The sequence below is a fragment of the Inhella gelatinilytica genome, assembly GCF_016093295.1.
Classification (GTDB): domain Bacteria; phylum Pseudomonadota; class Gammaproteobacteria; order Burkholderiales; family Burkholderiaceae_C; genus Inhella; species Inhella gelatinilytica.
Window position 1 is genome coordinate 122,191 of sequence record NZ_JAEDAL010000006.1, and the last position, 17,810, is coordinate 140,000.

A 17,810-nucleotide genomic window follows, 5' to 3' on the forward strand; every position below is an offset into this window, starting at 1 on the left:
TTGAATCCCATGCCGTTTTGGGCTCGTCTGCTCCAGGCGCTCCGAGTGGCCCCTGGCCCCGGAGCGAGCGTGATTTCCAAGCCCTCCGCTCCGCCCAGCGCCGCACCGCCGGCACGCTCGGTCAGTGTGGTCATCCCCGCACTCAATGAGGCCGCACGGATCGCCGAGGTGGTGGCCTATGCATTGGCAGACCCCGCGACCGCCGAAGTCATCGTCGTGGACGACAGCTCGATCGACGCCACGGCAGAGCTGGCGCGCACGGCCGGCGCTCGCGTCATCACCAGCAGCATGCTGGGCAAAGGTGCCTCCATGCACGATGGCTGCCTGGCTGCCGAGCAGGAAGTCCTCGTCTATCTGGATGGTGACCTGACCGGATTGCAACCAGGCATCGTCACGGCCCTGGCGACCCCGGTCCTGTCGGGGTGCGCCGACTTCGTCAAGGCGCGCTTTGGGCGCGGTGGGGGGCGCGTGACCGAGCTCACGGCAAAACCGATGCTCAAGGTCTTCTTCCCCGAACTGGCCGAGTTTGCCCAGCCGCTGGGCGGGCTGATCGCGGCGCGCCGCTCGCTGCTGCGTAGCCTCAGCTTCGAGGACGGGTATGGCGTGGACATCGGTCTCTTGATCGACGCCCATCGCGTGGGCGGGCGCTTGGTCGAAGTGGACATTGGCCGCATCGAGCACGACAGCCAGCCCCTGCTGGACCTCTCCTTGATGGCCACTGAAGTGGCGCGAGTGATTTTCGCTCGAGCCCGGGCCGCAGGTCGATTGCATGTGGAGCAAATCACGGCGATGTACGAGTCGCAACGCCAGGCCGCCGGCTCCATCGACTACATCCTGACGCGCCGCCGCGGCCGCAGCCGATTGCTGTTACTGGACATGGACGGCACCGTCTCGGAGCAGCGCTTCGTAATGGCGTTGGCCCAAGCCACGGGCCGCGAGCGAGAGCTGGCCGCGCTGCTGGATCAGCCCGGAGACGATGCCGTGACGCGCAGTGCGGCCATTGCCGCACTGTTCCGCTTCGTCACGCGGCAGCAATTTGAACAAGTGGCCCGCGCCCTGCCCTTGCGCCCGGGCGCGATTGAGTGGGTCAATCAGATGCGCCGCGCCGGATTCATGGTGGGGCTGGTCAGCGACAGCTGGTTCGTAGCCGCTGACGTCGTGCGGCGACGCCTGTTTGCGGATTTCGCCCTCGCCCACGTCCTGCAGTTTGACGGCGAGGTCTGCAATGGGCAGCTGAACATCAACCCCGCCTTCCGTGCGCCGCTCGGCAGCAACGGGCCCGCCCTGTGCAAGAGCCATGTGCTCACGCGCTTTCGTGAGGAGCCCAGTGAGCCGCGCATCACCGAAATCTGGGCTATGGGCGACAACCTCAACGATCTGGAGATGCTGCGCGCTGCCGACCGAGCCTTTGTCATCGACCCCAAGCATCCGCATTTGGCCCGCGATGCTGATGCCCTGAAGGTCGACTCCTTCTTGGCTTTGGCTCACCGCGCGCTGGATGCCGAGCCCGCCGCATGATCGCGGGGGCCCATCGTTTGCAAGTCCGCCAACGGAATCCGCGCAGCCCCACGGTCGGGTTTGAGCCGGCTCAGAAGCTCGGCCAAATCGGCATCAAGCCGCTCCAGGGTCGCCGGATCCAGTTGCGCGAGCGCCGCGGGCAGCACCCCACTGAAGGGGCCCGGCGCGCGCTCCAAAACCGCCGCACCGGCCGCTGTCAACTGCAGCACGCTGATGCGGCGATCCTGATCACTGCGCGTGGATGTCAAATAGCCGGAATCGACCAAGCCGCGCACCAAGTTGCTGGCTGTCGCCTGGTGAATGTCCATGGCGCGCGCCAAAGCACCGACCCCCACGCGGGGCTTCGCCTGCACCAGACTCAGGGCCCAAAGCTGCGCACCTCCGACGCCTGCCTCGCGTTCCACCTGCTGAAAATGCGTCTTCACGGCGTTGAACACCATGCGAAACCGGCGCAACACACGGTGCGACGGCTCGCCCTCCACCAGGGTGGTCGTCTGAACTTCGGGGGGGCGCAATGCGGATCTGGGCATGGGTTCCATCCTAGAAGGCCCCGCCCCCAAGATCAGGACATTGCGGCCCCGCCACAACAACCCAGCCGGTCATTGCATGCCCCCTAGCCTTCTCGACCCACTCCTCCAAACCTTTCCGGCAGCCTGGCCGGCGAGCAACCCTTTGATCGTCTTCGGTTTGCTGCTCGCTTTTGGGGTGCTGGGCGGGGTACTGGCGGCCCGGCTGCGCTGGTTGCCGTCGATCACCGGGTTCATGGCACTGGGGCTGTTGATCGGCCCCAGCGGATTGGGTCTCTTGTCCAAAGAGGCTTTGCAGGGGTCGCAGATCTTGGTCGAGATCGCACTGGGGCTGATCTTGTTCAAACTGGGCGCCACATTGAACCTGCAGCGCGCTCTGCGCAATCGTCGCCTGGTTTTCACCAGCCTGATCGAAGGGCTGGGGACGGCCCTCGCCATCGGTGTGCTGATGGGGGCCATCGGTGCGCCCTTGGAAGTCGTGCTCGTGGCAGCCGCGATTGCAGTCTCGTCATCCCCGGCCGTGTTGATTCATGTTGCGGATGAGTTGCGCGCACGCGGACCCGTGTTGCAAGGTGCCAAGGCCCTGGTGGCGGGCAACAACCTGCTGTCCTTCTTGTTGTTCACCTTGGTTCTGCCGGTGGCGCTGCGCGCCGGCGATGTGCAGTGGGTGACCGCCTTGGCCTTGCCCGCGTATCAGCTGGTGGGTGCGATATTGATTGCGGTGGTGGTGGCCTGGATGGCCGCCCGCATCGCCCGATTGACCCGCGGCCATGAAGCGCACTTCCGCTTTGCCTTGGTGGTCGGAGCGGTCACCCTCACCATGGGCCTGGCCGAGGCCTTACAGGTGTCTCTGCTTTTTGCCGGCCTGTGTCTTGGGATGGCCACACGCGCGTTGCAGGGTCGGACCCGCTTGGCCCGGGTGGAGTTTGGCGGCGGTGGCGATGTCTTCTTCGTCATCCTCTTCGTGTTTGCCGGCGCCAAGCTCAACCTGGCACAGGCATGGGAAGTCCTGCCCCTGGCCCTGACCTTTGTCCTGGTGCGCACGCTGGCCAAAGTACTGGCCGTCTACGCGTGCTCAAGGTGGCATGGGCAGCCACGTCCCATCGCCCTGGGCAGCGGTCTCCTGCTGGTGCCGATGGCGGGCATGGCCATCGGGCTGGTACAGACCACCCATCAACTCATCCCCGATCAAGCGGGGCAAATCGCGGCCATCGTGCTCGCCGCGGTGGCGGTCTTCGAGACGATAGGCCCACCCATCACGGCGTTTGCGCTGCGCTTGGTCGGCGCCGCCCCGACGACCCGGCCCAATCTCCTGTCTTAACGATCACGGCCAAGTGCTCGTCAGCTCCGCCTCTGCCGCTTCCAGCACCTCATCCCGACCCACTGCCAGTGCCGCGCGGGTTCGATTGATCCGACGGTCGGGCTGCACCCCCTGACCTTCGACCCGGCGGCCGTCGGGCAACTGGAGCGCCTGCTCGCTGATGAGCAAGCGCGCATCGGGCGCCAGGTCCACATGCCGACGAATCGCGAGCAAACAACCGCAGCTGGTGTCCCCCAGCACGCGGGCGCGCCCCGTGAACTGCAGCACCGAAGCGAGCAGCTCCGAGCCACTGGCCGAGCCCGCATCCATCAACACCCGCAAGGGACCCTTGTAAAGCGCCTTGGGCCCACCGGCTCGGTAGGGGTCGCGTCGCGGCCCGTTGCGAAAGGCACTCAACTGCACCACCTGAGACTCGGGCAAGAGCAAATCCAGCAAGCGCATCGTCAGGTCGAAGCTGCCGCCGCCATTGCCGCGCAGGTCCAGGATCAGGCCTCGCCCGGGGCTGCCCCCCATGTCGCGCAAGGCCTGGGTCAATTCGGGCAGCAAGCGCTCGTCAAAACGATTCCAGCGCAACACGGCGACCCCGCTGTCGCGACGTGTCAACTGAGCGCGCGGTGGGAACAGAAGTTCCGCCCGTTTGAGGGTGGCCGACCGCACCCGGCCGTCAGCCTGCTCCCACTGCAGGGCGACTTCACTGCCCTCGGGGCCATCCAACCACTGCCGCAGCGCCGTCAACCCCTGCGCTTGCGCCGTGGAGCTGTGGCGAGCTTGCGCCAACCCCCGCGCCCAAACCGCGTCCGGCGCTTCACCATTCCAGCGCAACAGGCGGTCACCCGCGGTCAACCCGACCGCCGCGGCAGGGCTGTCGGGCGTAACGCGGTCCACCACCCACTGCCCCTCCACCTGCGCCAACGCCAAGCCCAGCGAGGGCCCCCGATCGTCGCGTTTGCGGCGCACCTCGCGCGGGCCTTCCACCCGCGTGTGGGCATCGCGCCGCTCGCCGGCCATCCGGTCCAGCGCCACCCACAGGGCCTCGGGGTCGTCGGGAGGGGCGGCCAAGACCGCCGCGCGGTGCCGCTCGCGGGCCTCGGCCCATCCAGACGGCGCCGGGTCAACGTGACGGTCATCAATGAGCTGCCACACCCGGGTCAGCAAGTCTTCGCGCCCCACGGCGTCGGTCGGCGCCGGGCCGGGCACCGCGGCGCAGCCGAGTAGAAGCGACAAGGCCCCCAGGGCCAGACCCGCCCGAAGGCGGATGGCACGGGGGGCCTGCAGAGCGACTTGGACGCTCAGCATGCGGAGCACGCTCACTTGGCGTGCATGGCTTTTTCGAGCGGCCGGCTGATCAGCGCCAACAGCACGCCGGCACCAATCGCGAACGCAGCCAGGAAGGGGTACAGCGAAATGCCGCTGCCGTGCAGCATCTGCTCCATGAAGCCCGCCAGGGTGTTGGCGGCCGCGCTGGAGAGGAACCACACGCCCATCATCAGCGCCACCACCTTGGCCGGCGCCACGCGCGAGACCATCGACAGGCCCACCGGCGACAACATCAGCTCACCCACGGTGTGGATAAAGAACACGATGGCCAACCACTGCATGCCCACCTTGGCGCCGGCGTCGGCTTGCGACTGCGCCATGGCCATCACGACAAAGCCCAAGCCCAGCACGACCATGCCCAAGGCCTGCTTCAGGGTGTCACCCAAGCGATAGCGGCTTTGATCCAGGCGCGTCCACAGCATGGCGAAGAGCGGCGCCAGGGCCACGATCACCAGCGGGTTGATGGACTGGAACCACGACGCGGGCACTTCAAAGCTGCCCATCATGCGGTCGGTGTTTTGGTCGGCAAACAGCGCCATCGTGCCACCGGCCTGCTCGAAGCCGGTCCAGAAGGCAATCACAAACACCATCACGATAATGATGCTGATCACGCGGCCCCACTCGGCACGGGTCAGGGGCTCATGGCCTTCGCTCTTGGCGTCCGGCTTGATGATCCAGAAGATGGCGCCCCCGATGACCGCGACGGCCAACAGAATTTGGCCAATCACCGGCAGTTGGCCATAGATCGGGCCCACCAGTCGCCAAGCCTGCAAGGCGCCAACGACAAACAGCAAGGAGCCGCCACTCCACAGCAGAATCTGCGGCAGGTCCTTCATGCCCACGGGCTCCTGGTGCGGCATCAGGCCCGAGCGGCCCAAGTCCTTTTGTTGCCACAGGAACTGCGCCAGGCCGATGGCCATGCCCACACCCGCGGCACCAAAGCCCCAGTGCCAGCCCAGCTTTTCCCCCAGGGTGCCGGCCACCAAGGGCGAAAAGAACGCCCCCAGGTTGATGCCCATGTAGAAGATGGAATAGCCGCCGGCGCGACGGGGATCGTCCTCGCGCTCGTACAGCTCGCCCACCATGGAGGTGGTGTTGGGCTTGAAGAAGCCATTGCCCACAATCAAAAGACCCAGCGCCACGTGCAACAGCGGCTCAAAAGCCATCGCAAAGTGGCCCAGCATCATCACCGTGCCGCCGATTACGGCTGCGCGGCGCTTGCCCAGAATGCGGTCGGCCACGGCGCCGCCGATCAGCGGCGTCAGATAGACCAAGCCGGTGTAGATGCCGTAAAGGGCCAACGCGTTATCGCGGCTGTAGCCCAGGGCATTGACGAGATACAGCACCAACAGGGCGCGCATGCCGTAGTAGCTGAAGCGCTCCCACATCTCGGCAAAAAACAGAACTTTGATGCCCGCGGGTTGGCGGGTCTCATTCGCGGCGTCGCCCGATTGGGCGCCGACGGGCACAGTGGTGGTGGACATGAACTCTCCAAATGCGACGCGGCCCGCTCAGGGGCGGGCTGCGGGGCCGGATTGTGGCGGCTCCGCCCCACCCCAGGTCCTCGGGTCCACCCCAGGACTACCTAGGGTTATCACCCCCCCTTCAAACGAGCGGTCGGCGCCTGGGGCCGCCACCGGCGGGCGTCTCCTAACCCCATCGGCGCCCGTCCACACCCGTTGGTCGCACGCGGGTCGCGGGCCCAACCGCGCGGCGACACCATGCCGCTTCCCCCTCATGGAGCCCCGCATGAACCCCGTGCTGCACGCTCAGCATCTGTGCAAGAACTACGGCAACCGCCCAGCGGTCCAGAACCTGAGTCTGACGGTTCGCCCCGGCGAACTGCTGGCGCTGCTCGGGCCCAATGGGGCCGGCAAGTCCAGCACGATTGGCATGATCAGCGGTTTGTTGCCGCCCGATTCCGGCTCCATTCGCATCGCGGGTGTCGACCTGGTCACGACCCCCGACGCGGCGAAACGGCGCATTGGGCTGGTGCCCCAAGATCTCGCGCTCTTTGAGGATCTGCCGGCGCGCACCAACTTGATGCTCTTTGGCGCGCTGTATGGCCTGGACCGCCCAACCGCCCGCAATCGCGCAGACGTCGTGCTCGCGCAAGTCGGGTTGGCCGACCGGGTGAGCGACAAGCCGGCCGCCTTCAGCGGCGGCATGAAGCGCCGGCTGAACATCGCCTGCGCGCTGATGCACGAACCGGAACTCCTGCTTCTGGACGAGCCCACTGCCGGCGTGGATCCGCAGAGCCGTCAGGCGATTTTTGAACTGATCGAACAGCTGAAGCGCAGCGGCAAGGCGGTGGTCTACACCACGCACTACATGGAGGAGGCCGAGCGTTTGGCGGACCGGATCGTCATCGTGGACCATGGACATATCGTGGCCGAAGGCACGCTCCACGAGCTTCTCGCCCGCCTGCCCGCCGCCCAAAAGGTCTCCCTGACCCTGAGTGAGCCGCTGGCGGGCAACGCGCTTCAGGCTCTGCATGACGCCCTCCCCTCGGGCGCCTCACTGACGACCCGAGGGCCACAACTGTGCCTGGCGATGGCTGACCTGACGCGAGGTCTGGCCGCATTGCTCCCCGCGCTGACGGCCCATGGCGTTGCCGTGATCAACCTACACAGCGGCCGGGCCAGCCTGGAAGATGTGTTCCTGACCCTCACGGGTCGTCAATTGCGCGATCCGGGAGCCGCCGCATGAACGCTTTCTTCGCCCTGGTTCACAAGGACTTGCTGCAGTACCTGGGTAACCGCAGAGCGCTGCTCATTGGCTTGCTTGCGCCCATCTTGATCGCTGCGTTTTTCGGCAGTTTGTTTGGGGGCAGTGGCGCCAATTCAGCGCCCAGCCGCGTGCCAGTGGGCTGGGTGGACCCGGACCCCAGCCCCTTGAGCCGACGGGTAGCGCTGGTGCTGGCCCAGGACCCCCACATTCAGCTGGAACCCCTCAGCGAAGCGGACGCGCGCAAGCGGGTTCAAGAAGGCAAGTTGCGGGCCGCCCTGGTACTCCCGCCCGACTTCGAGTCGCACACCGTGAGAGCCCTCTTTGGCGCGGCCGCGCCCCCGCAGATCACCTGCTACAGCGATCCTTCACAGGGAGCGACCTTGGCGCTGGTGAAAGGCGTACTCACCCAGCACCTGATGGCGGAAGTGAGTCGTGTGGCTCTGGACACCCAAAGCGCCTCCTGGCTCCGTTTGCGCGACGCGCTCAGCCGCGACCCGCGGATGGCCGCCGAAGACCGAACCGACTGGCAGCGGCTGATGGACAGCGCCGCCCAGCTGCAGGCTCGCCACACCGCCGCATCGGCTGCCCCCAATTCGGTGCTCGGGGGCGGGGGCCTGCGCCCGCCCTTCAGTCTGCAGGATCGCGAAGCGGTGGCCGATGGGGCAGGACGCGGCTACAACGGCTACGCGCACGCCTTCGCCGGCATGGGCGTTCAATTCATCCTCATGTTGGGCGTGGATTTGGCCGTGGGTTTGCTGCTCATGCGCCGGCAGGACCTCTGGAAACGTCTGCGTGCGGCGCCGCTGTCGCGAGGGCTGCTGCTGGGCAGTCGCCTGCTGAGCACGGCCCTGATTGCCTTGGGAACTTTTGTCGTCATCATGGCCGTGGGAATCGCCGTGTTTGGCGTCCGCATCCAAGGCAGTGGGCTGGGTTTCGGCTTGATTCTTGTGGCCTTTTCGCTGCTGACGGCGAGCTTTGGCCTGATGGTTGCCGCACTGGGCCGCAGCCCCGAAGCGACACGAGGCCTGGCCATCTTGGCCACCCTGCTGCTGGTGATGTTGGGCGGCGCGTGGGTGCCGAGCGTTGTCTTTCCCGACTGGATGCAAACCGTCACGCTGCTCACGCCCACGCGCTGGGCGGTCGACGGTTTGGATGCCATGACATGGCGAGGGCAGGGTCTCGACGCGGCGTGGCCGGTGGTGGGCGTCTTGCTGGGCTTCAGCACCCTGATGGCGGTCGTGGCCTGGTGGCGCTTCGACTGGGAGGAGGCCTAAGCAGGGCCCGCTGTTTGCGTCTTGCGAACCTGTTTTGCCCGGTACATGGCTCCATCGGCGGCCGCCAGCAGGTCGCCCGGCGATTCCCCGTTGAGCGGGTACAGGGCCTCGCCAATGCTCGCGCCCAGCGGCAGGTCCAAGCCCGCAAAGGCCACCGGCTGATCCAGCACCGCCTGAACTTTGGATTGCACCAACTCCAGGCTCATGCCGTCGACCTCGCCGTCCACCAGGATGACGAATTCATCCCCGCCAAGCCGGGCCACCGTGTCGGCCTCCCGCACCAAACCCGTCAGCCGCCGCGCCACCGTCTGCAACACCGCGTCACCCGCGGCATGCCCGTGCTGATCGTTGATGGCCTTGAATCCATCCAAATCGATGAACAGCAATCCCAAGGCCTGGTGATGCCGCCGTGCCTGCACCAAGGCGTGCTCCAGTCGATCCATGAACACACGGCGGTTGACCAGGCCCGTCAACGCGTCGCTGCTGGCCAAGAGGTTGAGTTCGTCCTGCTTGGCGCGCAAGGCCTCCATTTGGGCGCCAATTTGCCGCTGCATATCCACCACGGCCCGCGCCAGCACACCGAATTCATCCCGGCGCCCCGTGGGCAAGGCCAGGGTGTTGCCGGCGGTCACGCCCCGCACGGCGCGCAAGATCTGCTTCAACGGCTGGGTCCACGCGCGCGCCAACATCACCGCCAGCAGCACGGCGAACAGGCTGAAGCCAATCACCACCCGACCGATGACGTCGCGCAGGTGCTGGGCCTGCTCCAGGACCTCATCCAGCGACTGCGAAAGACCAATGATGAACGGAGCGTCTTGATGCAGCTCGGGTGTGGGCTGACGCACAAAGGCAGCCAATCCGGTGGCGGTTTGGCTGCCCTGCTCGCGGGCCTGGGCCGCCCCTTCGCGCAGCAGATTGGCCACGTCGGGATAGTCATCCACCGCATTGGCGCGCTGGCCACGTTCAAAGGCGAAAACCTTGGTGGTGTCGGGGTGAATCAAGTAGTCACCGGCCCCATTGAGCAAATACAAATCCAAACCGCGCGGCAGATCGGCGGCGAGTTGGGTGAACAGCCCCTTGAGATCGACGCTGACCACCATCACGCCGCGGGTCACCCCCCGAACATCCACCACCGGTGCGGCCACCTGGATCGACGGTTGCCCTTGTTCGGCCGCCGCCCCGACGTCCCGGTTCAACACGACGGGCGACACGTAGACCGCCCCACGCGGCAAGCGCAGAGCTTCACGAACGTAGATCGTGTGGCCTTTCTCTTGCAGGTCGTCAGCCGCCACCCCATGAACCGTCCCCCCGCTGCGGTCCACCCGCACCCGCTCCACACCATGCGATTGGGCATCAATTAAGCGCATCTGGAAGTACTCGGGGTGCGTCAGCAGCATCCGCTCAAACAAAAGCCCCGTGTTGAGCTGGGCGCGCTCCAAGTACTGGGGTTCGGTGCGCATCAAGAGTTGGGCAGCCACCGGGTGTTCGGCCATCAGGAGCACATCGGCGGCCACCGCCTTCAGCCCGACCGAGACCTGCCGCGCCAGCACACGCGTCGCCGTCGCCAACCGCTGTTCTGCTGCCTCCAGCACCAATCGGCGGCTGTGCACGTAGCCGTAGTAGCCCGTGAGACCCGCGGCCAGCACCCCCACGAAGGCCATGACCACGCCAAGCCGGCCGGTGAGCCCCAGCTTCATGCGCTCAGCACCTTGTTGAGCGAATCCCCCGCGATGACCCGCGCCCAGAGCCGCTCCCGGCGGGCGGCGTCCTCGACGGGTTCCAGCCAAAGCAAACGGGGGTCCGGCGCATCGCCCGCTCGCCGGGTGTTGGCCAAGCCTTGGCGTTGCACCAACAGATCGCTGGCCAAATCCCCGAGCACGTGATCGATCCAGGCATGGGCCATGGGCACATCCGCGCTGCCCCGTGAAATGGCCCAGCAGTCCAACCAGGCCAGCGTGCCTTCGCGGGGAAAGGCGTACCCCACCGCAGCGCCGGCTTGCTCCAGCAGTCGCAATTGCTGAGTGCCGTAATTGGCAAACATCAGGGCGGCGCCGTGCCGCAGGAACAAGGCCACCGATTCGTCAGGCTGTCCGTAAAACCCAAGCACATTGCGACGCAGCGCAATCAGCCGCTCCGCCACCTGGGGCCAGGCCTCAGCCGGCACCTGAAACGGGGAGGACAGCCCCAACACCTGGGCCGCAATGGAGACGTTGTGACTGCCGCCTTCGTACCCCACGACTTTGCCCTGCCAGCGCGGGTCCCACAGGACCTGCAAACTACGAGGCGGCTCGCTCAGTTGCCGCTTGTCGTAGATCAGCCCCATGGTGGAATAGGTGAACGGCACGCCGAAACGACGGCCTGCGTGTTTCAGCCCCGGGATGTCCTCGGCTCGCTGAAAGCGCGGGAGCTGACGCCGGATGGTGGGTACCGACACCGAGTCCACGGGCTGCAGCAAACCCGCGCGCACCGCCCGGTTCAATTCCGCGATGTTCAGCGACACCACATCGAACTCACCCCCCTGGCGAGCGGCAAGCCGCTGCCAGAGCCCCTCGTCGGTGTCGATCACCGTGAGCTCCACCTTGACCGGGTACTTCGCCTCAAAGGCCCGAACCACTTCGGGCTCGGCGTACCCCGGCCAGGCCAGCACGCGCAGCGCCGCCGTTCCCTTGGCCTGGGCGGCGCCCACCACCCCCAAGGATGCGGCCAAAACATGGCGACGCTGCATGCAGTCCCTTTCCCCCTGGGGTACCGCCCCAGTCATCGCCCCATCTTGCCGCGGCCACCGGCCCACGCCAAGCCCGGTGTGGCATTTAGCCCATGCGTTCAACCCCTGTCACAGCGGGGCCCAGCGCCAAGCGCCGGCCCCCGTCAACGTGAGTTGGTGGCGGTGAAAGACCGTCAACGCCGGGTGATGACTGACGCTGACGGGCGTGATGGACAGGGGCGCGAGCAGCGCGTAAAGCCGCTGCTCGTTATCGGCATCCAGGGCGCTCGTGGCCTCATCGAGTAGCAGGTAACGTGGCCGGCGCAGCAAGGCCCGCACGAAGGCCAGCCGCTGCTGCTCGCCAATCGACAACTGCTTTCCCCAGTCTCGCACAGCACTCCATCCCCCCACCCGTTCAGGCAAGTCGCCCAACTGCACGCGGGCCAACCAGTCCTGCAGCTCGGCGTCAGACACGCCGCGCTCGGGTTGGGGATACAGCAACTGTTCGCGCAAGGTGCCCAAGGGCAGGTAGGGCTGCTGAGGCAAAAACAGCATCTCGGCCCCTGCCGGACGAAGCACCCGCCCCTCGCCCTCGGTCCACAACCCGGCCAGCACGCGCAGCAAAGAGCTTTTCCCGCTGCCGCTCGCCCCGGAGATCAACAAGCCCTGTCCCGGCTGAACCTGAAAGGTGAGATCGCGCAACAAACACTGCTCCCGACCGGGTGTCCACACACTGAGTCCCTGAACCGACAACTCGCTGGCCGCCGCCGTCCGGATGCCCTGTTGGTCTGAGGGTTGATCCAAGGTGTTGCGAAACGCGTGCAGCCGCTCGATCCCGGCGGAAAACCGGCTGAGTCCTTCGAAGTGCTCCACGATCAAGGTGAGTGCACTGAGGATCGCCCCAAACGCCCCCGCCGCCTGCACCGCTCGCCCCACCTCCAAGCGACCTTCCAGCACATCCGCCGCCACCACGACGCTGGGCAACACCAAGGTCAAAAAGCTGTGCCCATACTGGAAGAGATTCAGGCCCAGCTGCCATCGAAGCACCCGACGCATGTTGTCAAACGCAGCCAAAAACCGCGCCCACAGACCTTGACGTTCACGCGCCTCCCCGTCGTGCAGGGCCACGGATTCGGCATGCTCTCGCAAGCGCACCAAACCGAAGCGGAAATCCGCTTCGCGCTGCAGTTGGGTGAAATTCAGCGGAATGAGGTGGCGCCCGAAGAGGCGGGTGGTGAAGAGGGTGCTCACCACCGCGTAGCCCACCAGCACATAGATCAGTACCGGGGCAATGCCCCACAGCACACCCGCAAAGGCGACCATTTGAATCCCGGCCCCCAGCACGATCATCGAGAAGTAGAGCGACTGTCCGGTGAACGCATGGATGTCATCCGCAATGCGTTGGTCTGGGTTGTCCAGAGCGCCTTCGGCGTTCAGGTGGTAGTACGCCCGGTGCGCGAGGTAGCGGTCCAGAAACTGGGCCGTAAGCCAGCGGCGCCAGCGCAGCGCCAAGGTATCCCGAACGAAGTAGTAGCAGGCGTAGATGGGAACCGCCATCGCCAGCAACCACACAAAGCGCCCAATGGCCGACCAAAATCGGGCGGGGTCCCGAGCGGCCAGGGCCGACGTGAACTCGCCGGTCTCTTGATTGAAGAGCACGTTGAAGGCCGTCTGGCCCAGCAACAAGCCCATCAACAGCACCAGCAAGCCCAGCGCCGGGCCCCGCTCGTCACGGTCCCACCAAAATGGCCGCGCGATGGACATGAAGCGACGCAGAAGCCGCGCATTGAAGCCCGGCGCCGTGTCGGCCGGCGCGGGCGGGGGCAGGTTAGGTTTGGATGTCACCCGCCAAGGCTAGCAGGCCCGTCCGCCCTCACAGGTCGAAGTCGTAGTCAATGGTCAGCGGGGCGTGATCGCTGAATTTCTGATCTTTGAAGATCGCCGCGCGACGGGCCAGCCCCGCCAACTGGGGTGTGGCGAAGTGGTAGTCCAGGCGCCACCCCACGTTGTTGGCATAGGCCTGGCCCCGGTTGCTCCACCACGTGTAGCAGGTGTCCGTGGTGTCGGGTTCCAGCTGGCGGTACACGTCCACCAGGCCGCCGCCCTCCCCATCGGTGCCAAACAGCCGGGTCAGCCAGGCGCGCTCCTCGGGCAGGAAGCCTGAATTCTTCTGATTGCTGCGCCAGTTCTTCAGGTCGACCTCGCGATGGGCGATGTTGATGTCCCCCACCAGGATGAACTCACGCTGCGCTTTGAGCGCCATCAGGTGCGGGTGCATCAGATCCAGGAAGCGGAACTTGGCCTGCTGTCGCTCCTCCCCCGAAGAGCCGCTGGGGAAGTAGCAGGAGATCAGGCTGAGCTTGCGGCCCGGCTTGTCGAAGCGCTTCTCAACCCAGCGCCCCTCGGCATCGAACTCGGGCGAGCCGAATCCGATGAGCAGCTCGCTGGGCTCTTCCCGCGTGTAGAGCCCCACACCGGAATATCCCTTCTTCTCGGCGTAATGAAAGTGGCCCTGCAAGGCGTCGATGCGGTCGAACTGCCCCGCCACAACATCGGCCTGCGCTTTGATTTCCTGCACCCCGATGGCATCCGCCCCTTGCTGGGGTGCCCAGTCGAAAAAACCTTTGGTCGCGGCCGAGCGGACGCCGTTGAGGTTGGCGGTAATGAATCGCATGGTGGTAACGGAAAGTCAGGGCAGTGGCGCAGTATCGCCAGAGACGAAAAAGCCCCGCGCAGCGAACTGGGCGGGGCTTTTGAAATGCTTGGTGGCCTGGGGCGGAATCGAACCACCGACACGCGGATTTTCAATCCGCTGCTCTACCAACTGAGCTACCAGGCCGTTTTCATCGGGCAGAGCCCGGGAAAGCTCGCTACTTTAGCACAGTTCCTGATTAGATCCCGCGCTTGTTCCGGGCAATGTCCACACCCAGTTGTTTCAGCTTGCGGTACAGGTGGGTTCGCTCCAGGCCCGTCTTTTCCGCCACACGCGTCATTGAGCCGTTCTCTTTGGCCAAGTGGAATTCAAAGTAGCTTTTTTCGAAGGCGTCGCGCGCTTCGCGCAGCGGCCGATCTAGTTGAAACAGTTGCTCCGGCGCCGGGCCATTGAAGCCATGGTGCATCGCGTGGCCCCCCAAGGTCACCGCGTGCGGTGTCGATGCGGGCAAACCCACCGCCGCATAGCCCCCCTCGACCCGAGACCAACTCGCCACCACGGGCGGCGCAGGTGGCTTGGGTGCATTGCGGGTCAGCCCTTGATCGACGGCTCGCAACAACTTTTGCAGGGTGATGGGCTTTTCAAGAAAGGCCATGGCCCCATGTTTGGTGGCTTCGACAGCCGTATCAATGGTGCCGTGTCCACTCATCATGACAACGGGCATGGTGAGCAGACCCGCGCCGCTCCATTCCTTCAAGAGGGTGATGCCGTCGACATCGGGCATCCAAATGTCGAGCAACACCAGGTCCGGCCGGATGCGTTCGCGAGCCGCCCGAGCTTCAGCGGCGTTTTCCGCCAACTCCACCGTATGACCCTCGTCAGAAAGAATCTCAGACAGCAGGCCCCGAATGCCCAGTTCATCATCAACAACAAGAATGGTGGCCATGCGTGATCAAACGGCGCGCCCGGCGCCAACAAGGTTCGGAAAGGTCAGGGAAACCACTGCGCCTTTGCTGGCGCCTGGGTCGGGAGAAGAAACAGTCAGATTGCTCAACCGAATGCGGGCCCCGTGCTCGTCAGCGATCTTTTTGACCACCGCGAGCCCCAGACCCGTTCCTTTGCTTTTGGTCGTGATGTAAGGCTCGAAAGCTCGACTCAGCACTTGCTCCGAAAAGCCTGGGCCGTTGTCCAGCACGCTCAGGCGCAGCGCCCGAATCGAACCATCGTCATGGGTCAATTGTTTCGTATTTACAACGACCCGCCCATCCGGGGCTTCACTCACTGCATCCAAGCCGTTCTGCACCAGGTTGTGAATCACCTGGCGCAACTGCGTGGCATCACCGAGCATCAGCGGCAACCCAGGCTCCAGATCGGTATGCAAGCGGTGGCCTTCTACGGCGTCGGGGTAGAGCGCCATGACTTCACTGACCAGGGCGTTCAAGTCCAAGGGCTCCAGGCGAGCCGCAGGCAGCCGCGCGTAATCGCGGAACTCATTCACCAGCTGCTTCATCGCCTGCACTTGGTTCACGATAGTGGCGACCGCCCGCCCCAGCATGGCCCGGTCGTTTTCTTGTTCGAGCTTGGATTCCAGCTTGTGCTGCAGACGTTCGGCCGACAACTGGATCGGGGTCAAGGGGTTCTTGATCTCGTGCGCCAAGCGCCGGGCCACTTCGCCCCAAGCGGCGCTGCGCTGGGCCGACACCACATCGCTGATGTCATCCAACACCAGCAACCAATCCCCGCGCGGCAAGCGTGCACCGCGTAGCAACAGGGTACTGGGCAAAGCAGCGGGCGCCAGGGGCAACTCCACCGTGTGCTGCCAATGGTCGTCCCCGTCGTCGTCCAAGCCATCAAAGCGCGGCCACATCAGGGCGTTGAGCGTCGCCAGCGTCACCGGTAAGGGTTCCCGCAAGGTGAGCAGATGGTGCAGGATCCCTTCCGCCGCCGGATTGCAGCGACGCACCCGGTGCTCGCGGTCAAACAGAATGACGCCCGCCGTCAGGTTGTCGAGCAAGGTTTGGAGGTCCGCCCGCGCCGCGTCCAGCGCCCCCACGCTGCGCTCCACTTCGGCCCGGGCCGCCCCCAACTGGTCAGTCATGTCCGCAAAAGCCCGCGTCAGCCCCCCGAGTTCATCCCGCGAGCTCATGACCGGCTTGCGGGTCAAATCCCCCCCCGCCACCCGCCGCATGCCTTCGGCCAGCAACAAGAGGGGGCGCGCCAGGTGGTTGCCCAGCTGGATGGCCAACAGCAAGGCGACAAACACCGCCAACACCAGCACCAGGGTCAGGGTGCCCAAATACATCTTGCGCAAGCCTTCCCGCTCCAGGCCGCGCCGCTGATATTCCAAACTCGCCGCTTGTACCGCCAGCGCATTGCGCACCAAGCTGTCCGGCGGCTGGCGCACCACCATCAGGTAGCGTTCGCCGTCGCTCAGGCTCAGGGATGTGGGCATGCGAACCAGCACCCGGATGTGCACACCCCCTTCGGTGGCCGCCGCTTCGTCCTCCAGCCCCTCCAGACGCGCAACAAAACCCGAGTCCCCAGCCTGCCGAATGAGGCTGCCCGCCACGCGCTCGCGGCTGAAGAGCGCCTGCGGCGGCACGGCTTCGTCCAGCACGTCACCCCGGCTGTTCAAGAGCGCCACCCGATCCGCCCCCAACCGCTCCCGCAGTCGCTCCAATGCCAAAGTGGCCCCACCGCCACCCAATTCATTGAATTGCCGGGCGGCTTGACGCACGGTTTGAGCCAAATCGTGTACCTGCGCATCCAGGGTCGTTCGCCCCAGGTCCAGCCCCGCTTCCAAGGCCTGGGCCAAGCGCACATCAAACAGCGACTCGATCGATCGGTTCACAAACGAGTACGAGACCGCATAAATCAGCGCCCCAGGACCCACAGCGACCGCGGCAAACACCAAGGCCAAGCGCCCCAAAAGGTGGCTGCCAAAGCGCCCGCGACGCACCCGCCAGCCCAAGCGGAGGGCGGCCGCCAGCGCCACCACACCCAGGAGCGCCCCGACGCCCATGTTGATGCGGTACAGCCAAGCCTGATGACGCTCCACAAAGCCACTGGGGGTGGTGGCGCCAATGGAAAGCAAATACGCCAACACGCCGCTGGCGGTGGCCACCCCCAGCAAACTCAGCGTCCACCCCCAACGCCGCCACCGCGGCGTTTCAACCCCGCTGTTCCAGTCGTCTGCCGCCGTCACGAGGCCAACCCCAACTCCGCAGCGTGCACCGGCCGCTCGCGTCGGACCCCCCATTCGGCATCACTACCCAACCCGATCTGCAACGGAGCGGGCAATTGGCGGGTGTCCAGTCGCAGACCAAAACTCAGCGTGTAGACCTCTTGCGCCTCCGGCTCCTCGCGGGACTCCACCGGCCAAGCACTGGCCCGACGAATCGCATCCAAGGCCTCGGTCAAACTTGAAAAATTCTGATTCAGACCGCCGGTGGACAGCCGGTATTGGCGCGTCAGGGCCTGGTAGCTGAGTCGCCATTGGCGCTCGGCCCGCGCAACCGTGGCATCGCGCCAGTACCAGCGCTTGCGCGCCACCCGGACATCGGCCACGAAATAAAGCGGAACCCCCTTGTTGAGAGCATCTTCAGCAGCCCGGGGCAAATCCAGCTTGACCGAGTAAGCGACCCGGAACCCGTCGTCCGCTCGCGTGAGTTGCAGCAATTCCAAGCTGGCCGCGCCTTGGCCCTGCGCCCAAGCGGCACAGCCCATCAGGATCACAGCAAGCAAGATTCGCAGCAGCGACACAGAG

The 17,810-nt window shown here is 65.5% G+C and carries 14 protein-coding genes and 1 tRNA gene; 4 read left to right on the forward strand and 11 right to left on the reverse strand.

Annotation, left to right across the window (positions count from 1 at the left end; all coding sequences use genetic code 11):
- Window positions 1-69: 69 nt before the first annotated feature.
- Window positions 70-1,518, forward strand: a complete 1,449-nt coding sequence (locus I7X43_RS12530) for a glycosyltransferase (RefSeq protein ID WP_198101281.1) — start codon at window positions 70-72, stop codon at window positions 1,516-1,518.
- On the opposite strand, the gene I7X43_RS12535 is transcribed toward I7X43_RS12530, so the two are convergent.
- Window positions 1,485-2,048 carry a MarR family winged helix-turn-helix transcriptional regulator gene (locus tag I7X43_RS12535; protein ID WP_198101282.1) on the reverse strand — a complete coding sequence of 188 codons (564 nt, stop codon included), beginning with the start codon at window positions 2,046-2,048 and terminating at the stop codon, window positions 1,485-1,487. The genes I7X43_RS12530 and I7X43_RS12535 overlap by 34 nt on opposite strands.
- A 76-nt stretch (window positions 2,049-2,124) precedes the next feature.
- Here I7X43_RS12535 and I7X43_RS12540 point away from each other — a divergent pair, with 76 nt between their 5' ends.
- Window positions 2,125-3,366: a cation:proton antiporter gene (locus I7X43_RS12540; protein WP_198101283.1), complete on the forward strand. Its 1,242-nt coding sequence runs from the start codon at window positions 2,125-2,127 to the stop codon at window positions 3,364-3,366.
- Window positions 3,367-3,369: 3 nt separating this feature from the next.
- Here I7X43_RS12540 and I7X43_RS12545 read toward each other — a convergent pair whose 3' ends face one another.
- Together I7X43_RS12545 and I7X43_RS12550 are read right to left on the reverse strand one after the other, a co-directional pair.
- Window positions 3,370-4,662 carry a S41 family peptidase gene (locus I7X43_RS12545; RefSeq protein WP_198101284.1) on the reverse strand — a complete coding sequence of 431 codons (1,293 nt, stop codon included), beginning with the start codon at window positions 4,660-4,662 and terminating at the stop codon, window positions 3,370-3,372.
- A gap of 11 nt (window positions 4,663-4,673) precedes the next feature.
- Entirely contained in the window at window positions 4,674-6,167 is a 1,494-nt protein-coding gene (locus tag I7X43_RS12550; protein ID WP_198101285.1) for a peptide MFS transporter, read from the reverse strand.
- Between the two features lie 265 nt (window positions 6,168-6,432).
- Here I7X43_RS12550 and I7X43_RS12555 point away from each other — a divergent pair, with 265 nt between their 5' ends.
- Window positions 6,433-7,392: an ABC transporter ATP-binding protein gene (locus I7X43_RS12555; protein ID WP_198101286.1), complete on the forward strand. Its 960-nt coding sequence runs from the start codon at window positions 6,433-6,435 to the stop codon at window positions 7,390-7,392.
- Window positions 7,389-8,687, forward strand: a complete 1,299-nt coding sequence (locus I7X43_RS12560) for an ABC transporter permease (RefSeq protein WP_198101287.1) — start codon at window positions 7,389-7,391, stop codon at window positions 8,685-8,687. The genes I7X43_RS12555 and I7X43_RS12560 overlap by 4 nt, the downstream gene beginning before the upstream one ends.
- Here I7X43_RS12560 and I7X43_RS12565 read toward each other — a convergent pair.
- The 8 genes from I7X43_RS12565 to I7X43_RS12600 all read right to left on the reverse strand — a co-directional run bounded on the left by I7X43_RS12565 (window position 8,684) and on the right by I7X43_RS12600 (window position 17,806).
- The gene (locus I7X43_RS12565) at window positions 8,684-10,384 is read right to left on the reverse strand and encodes a diguanylate cyclase domain-containing protein (protein WP_198101288.1); all 1,701 of its coding nucleotides are present in this window, start codon (window positions 10,382-10,384) and stop codon (window positions 8,684-8,686) included. The two genes, I7X43_RS12560 and I7X43_RS12565, sit on opposite strands and share 4 nt — an antisense overlap.
- Complete coding sequence (locus tag I7X43_RS12570; protein ID WP_198101289.1) at window positions 10,381-11,412, reverse strand: ABC transporter substrate-binding protein; 1,032 nt, start codon at window positions 11,410-11,412, stop codon at window positions 10,381-10,383. The genes I7X43_RS12565 and I7X43_RS12570 overlap by 4 nt, the downstream gene beginning before the upstream one ends.
- Before the next feature lie 108 nt (window positions 11,413-11,520).
- On the reverse strand, window positions 11,521-13,236 hold the full coding sequence (locus I7X43_RS12575; RefSeq protein WP_310737566.1) for an ATP-binding cassette domain-containing protein: 1,716 nt from the start codon (window positions 13,234-13,236) through the stop codon (window positions 11,521-11,523).
- Between the two features lie 28 nt (window positions 13,237-13,264).
- On the reverse strand, window positions 13,265-14,065 hold the full coding sequence (locus I7X43_RS12580) for an exodeoxyribonuclease III (RefSeq protein ID WP_198101290.1): 801 nt from the start codon (window positions 14,063-14,065) through the stop codon (window positions 13,265-13,267).
- Between the two features lie 89 nt (window positions 14,066-14,154).
- A tRNA-Phe gene (locus I7X43_RS12585) sits at window positions 14,155-14,230 on the reverse strand.
- Window positions 14,231-14,282: 52 nt separating this feature from the next.
- The gene (locus I7X43_RS12590; protein WP_198101291.1) at window positions 14,283-14,990 is read right to left on the reverse strand and encodes a response regulator; all 708 of its coding nucleotides are present in this window, start codon (window positions 14,988-14,990) and stop codon (window positions 14,283-14,285) included.
- A 6-nt stretch (window positions 14,991-14,996) separates the two neighbouring features.
- Window positions 14,997-17,249, reverse strand: a complete 2,253-nt coding sequence (locus I7X43_RS16590) for a sensor histidine kinase (protein ID WP_198101292.1) — start codon at window positions 17,247-17,249, stop codon at window positions 14,997-14,999.
- Window positions 17,246-17,806, reverse strand: a complete 561-nt coding sequence (locus I7X43_RS12600) for a DUF4390 domain-containing protein (RefSeq protein WP_198101293.1) — start codon at window positions 17,804-17,806, stop codon at window positions 17,246-17,248. Before I7X43_RS12600 ends, I7X43_RS16590 begins: the two co-directional genes overlap by 4 nt.
- Window positions 17,807-17,810 lie beyond the last annotated feature (4 nt).

What these genes read in the sequence shown, in the direction of transcription:
- I7X43_RS12535 (WP_198101282.1), bottom strand. Translation starts at nt 2,048, where the DNA reads ATGCCCAGATCCGCATTGCGCCCCCCCGAAGTTCAGACGACCACCCTG.
- I7X43_RS12540 (WP_198101283.1), top strand. Translation starts at nt 2,125, where the DNA reads ATGCCCCCTAGCCTTCTCGACCCACTCCTCCAAACCTTTCCGGCAGCC.
- I7X43_RS12545 (WP_198101284.1), bottom strand. Translation starts at nt 4,662, where the DNA reads ATGCTGAGCGTCCAAGTCGCTCTGCAGGCCCCCCGTGCCATCCGCCTT.
- I7X43_RS12550 (WP_198101285.1), bottom strand. Translation starts at nt 6,167, where the DNA reads ATGTCCACCACCACTGTGCCCGTCGGCGCCCAATCGGGCGACGCCGCG.
- I7X43_RS12555 (WP_198101286.1), top strand. Translation starts at nt 6,433, where the DNA reads ATGAACCCCGTGCTGCACGCTCAGCATCTGTGCAAGAACTACGGCAAC.
- I7X43_RS12560 (WP_198101287.1), top strand. Translation starts at nt 7,389, where the DNA reads ATGAACGCTTTCTTCGCCCTGGTTCACAAGGACTTGCTGCAGTACCTG.
- I7X43_RS12565 (WP_198101288.1), bottom strand. Translation starts at nt 10,384, where the DNA reads ATGAAGCTGGGGCTCACCGGCCGGCTTGGCGTGGTCATGGCCTTCGTG.
- I7X43_RS12570 (WP_198101289.1), bottom strand. Translation starts at nt 11,412, where the DNA reads ATGCAGCGTCGCCATGTTTTGGCCGCATCCTTGGGGGTGGTGGGCGCC.
- I7X43_RS12580 (WP_198101290.1), bottom strand. Translation starts at nt 14,065, where the DNA reads ATGCGATTCATTACCGCCAACCTCAACGGCGTCCGCTCGGCCGCGACC.
- I7X43_RS12590 (WP_198101291.1), bottom strand. Translation starts at nt 14,990, where the DNA reads ATGGCCACCATTCTTGTTGTTGATGATGAACTGGGCATTCGGGGCCTG.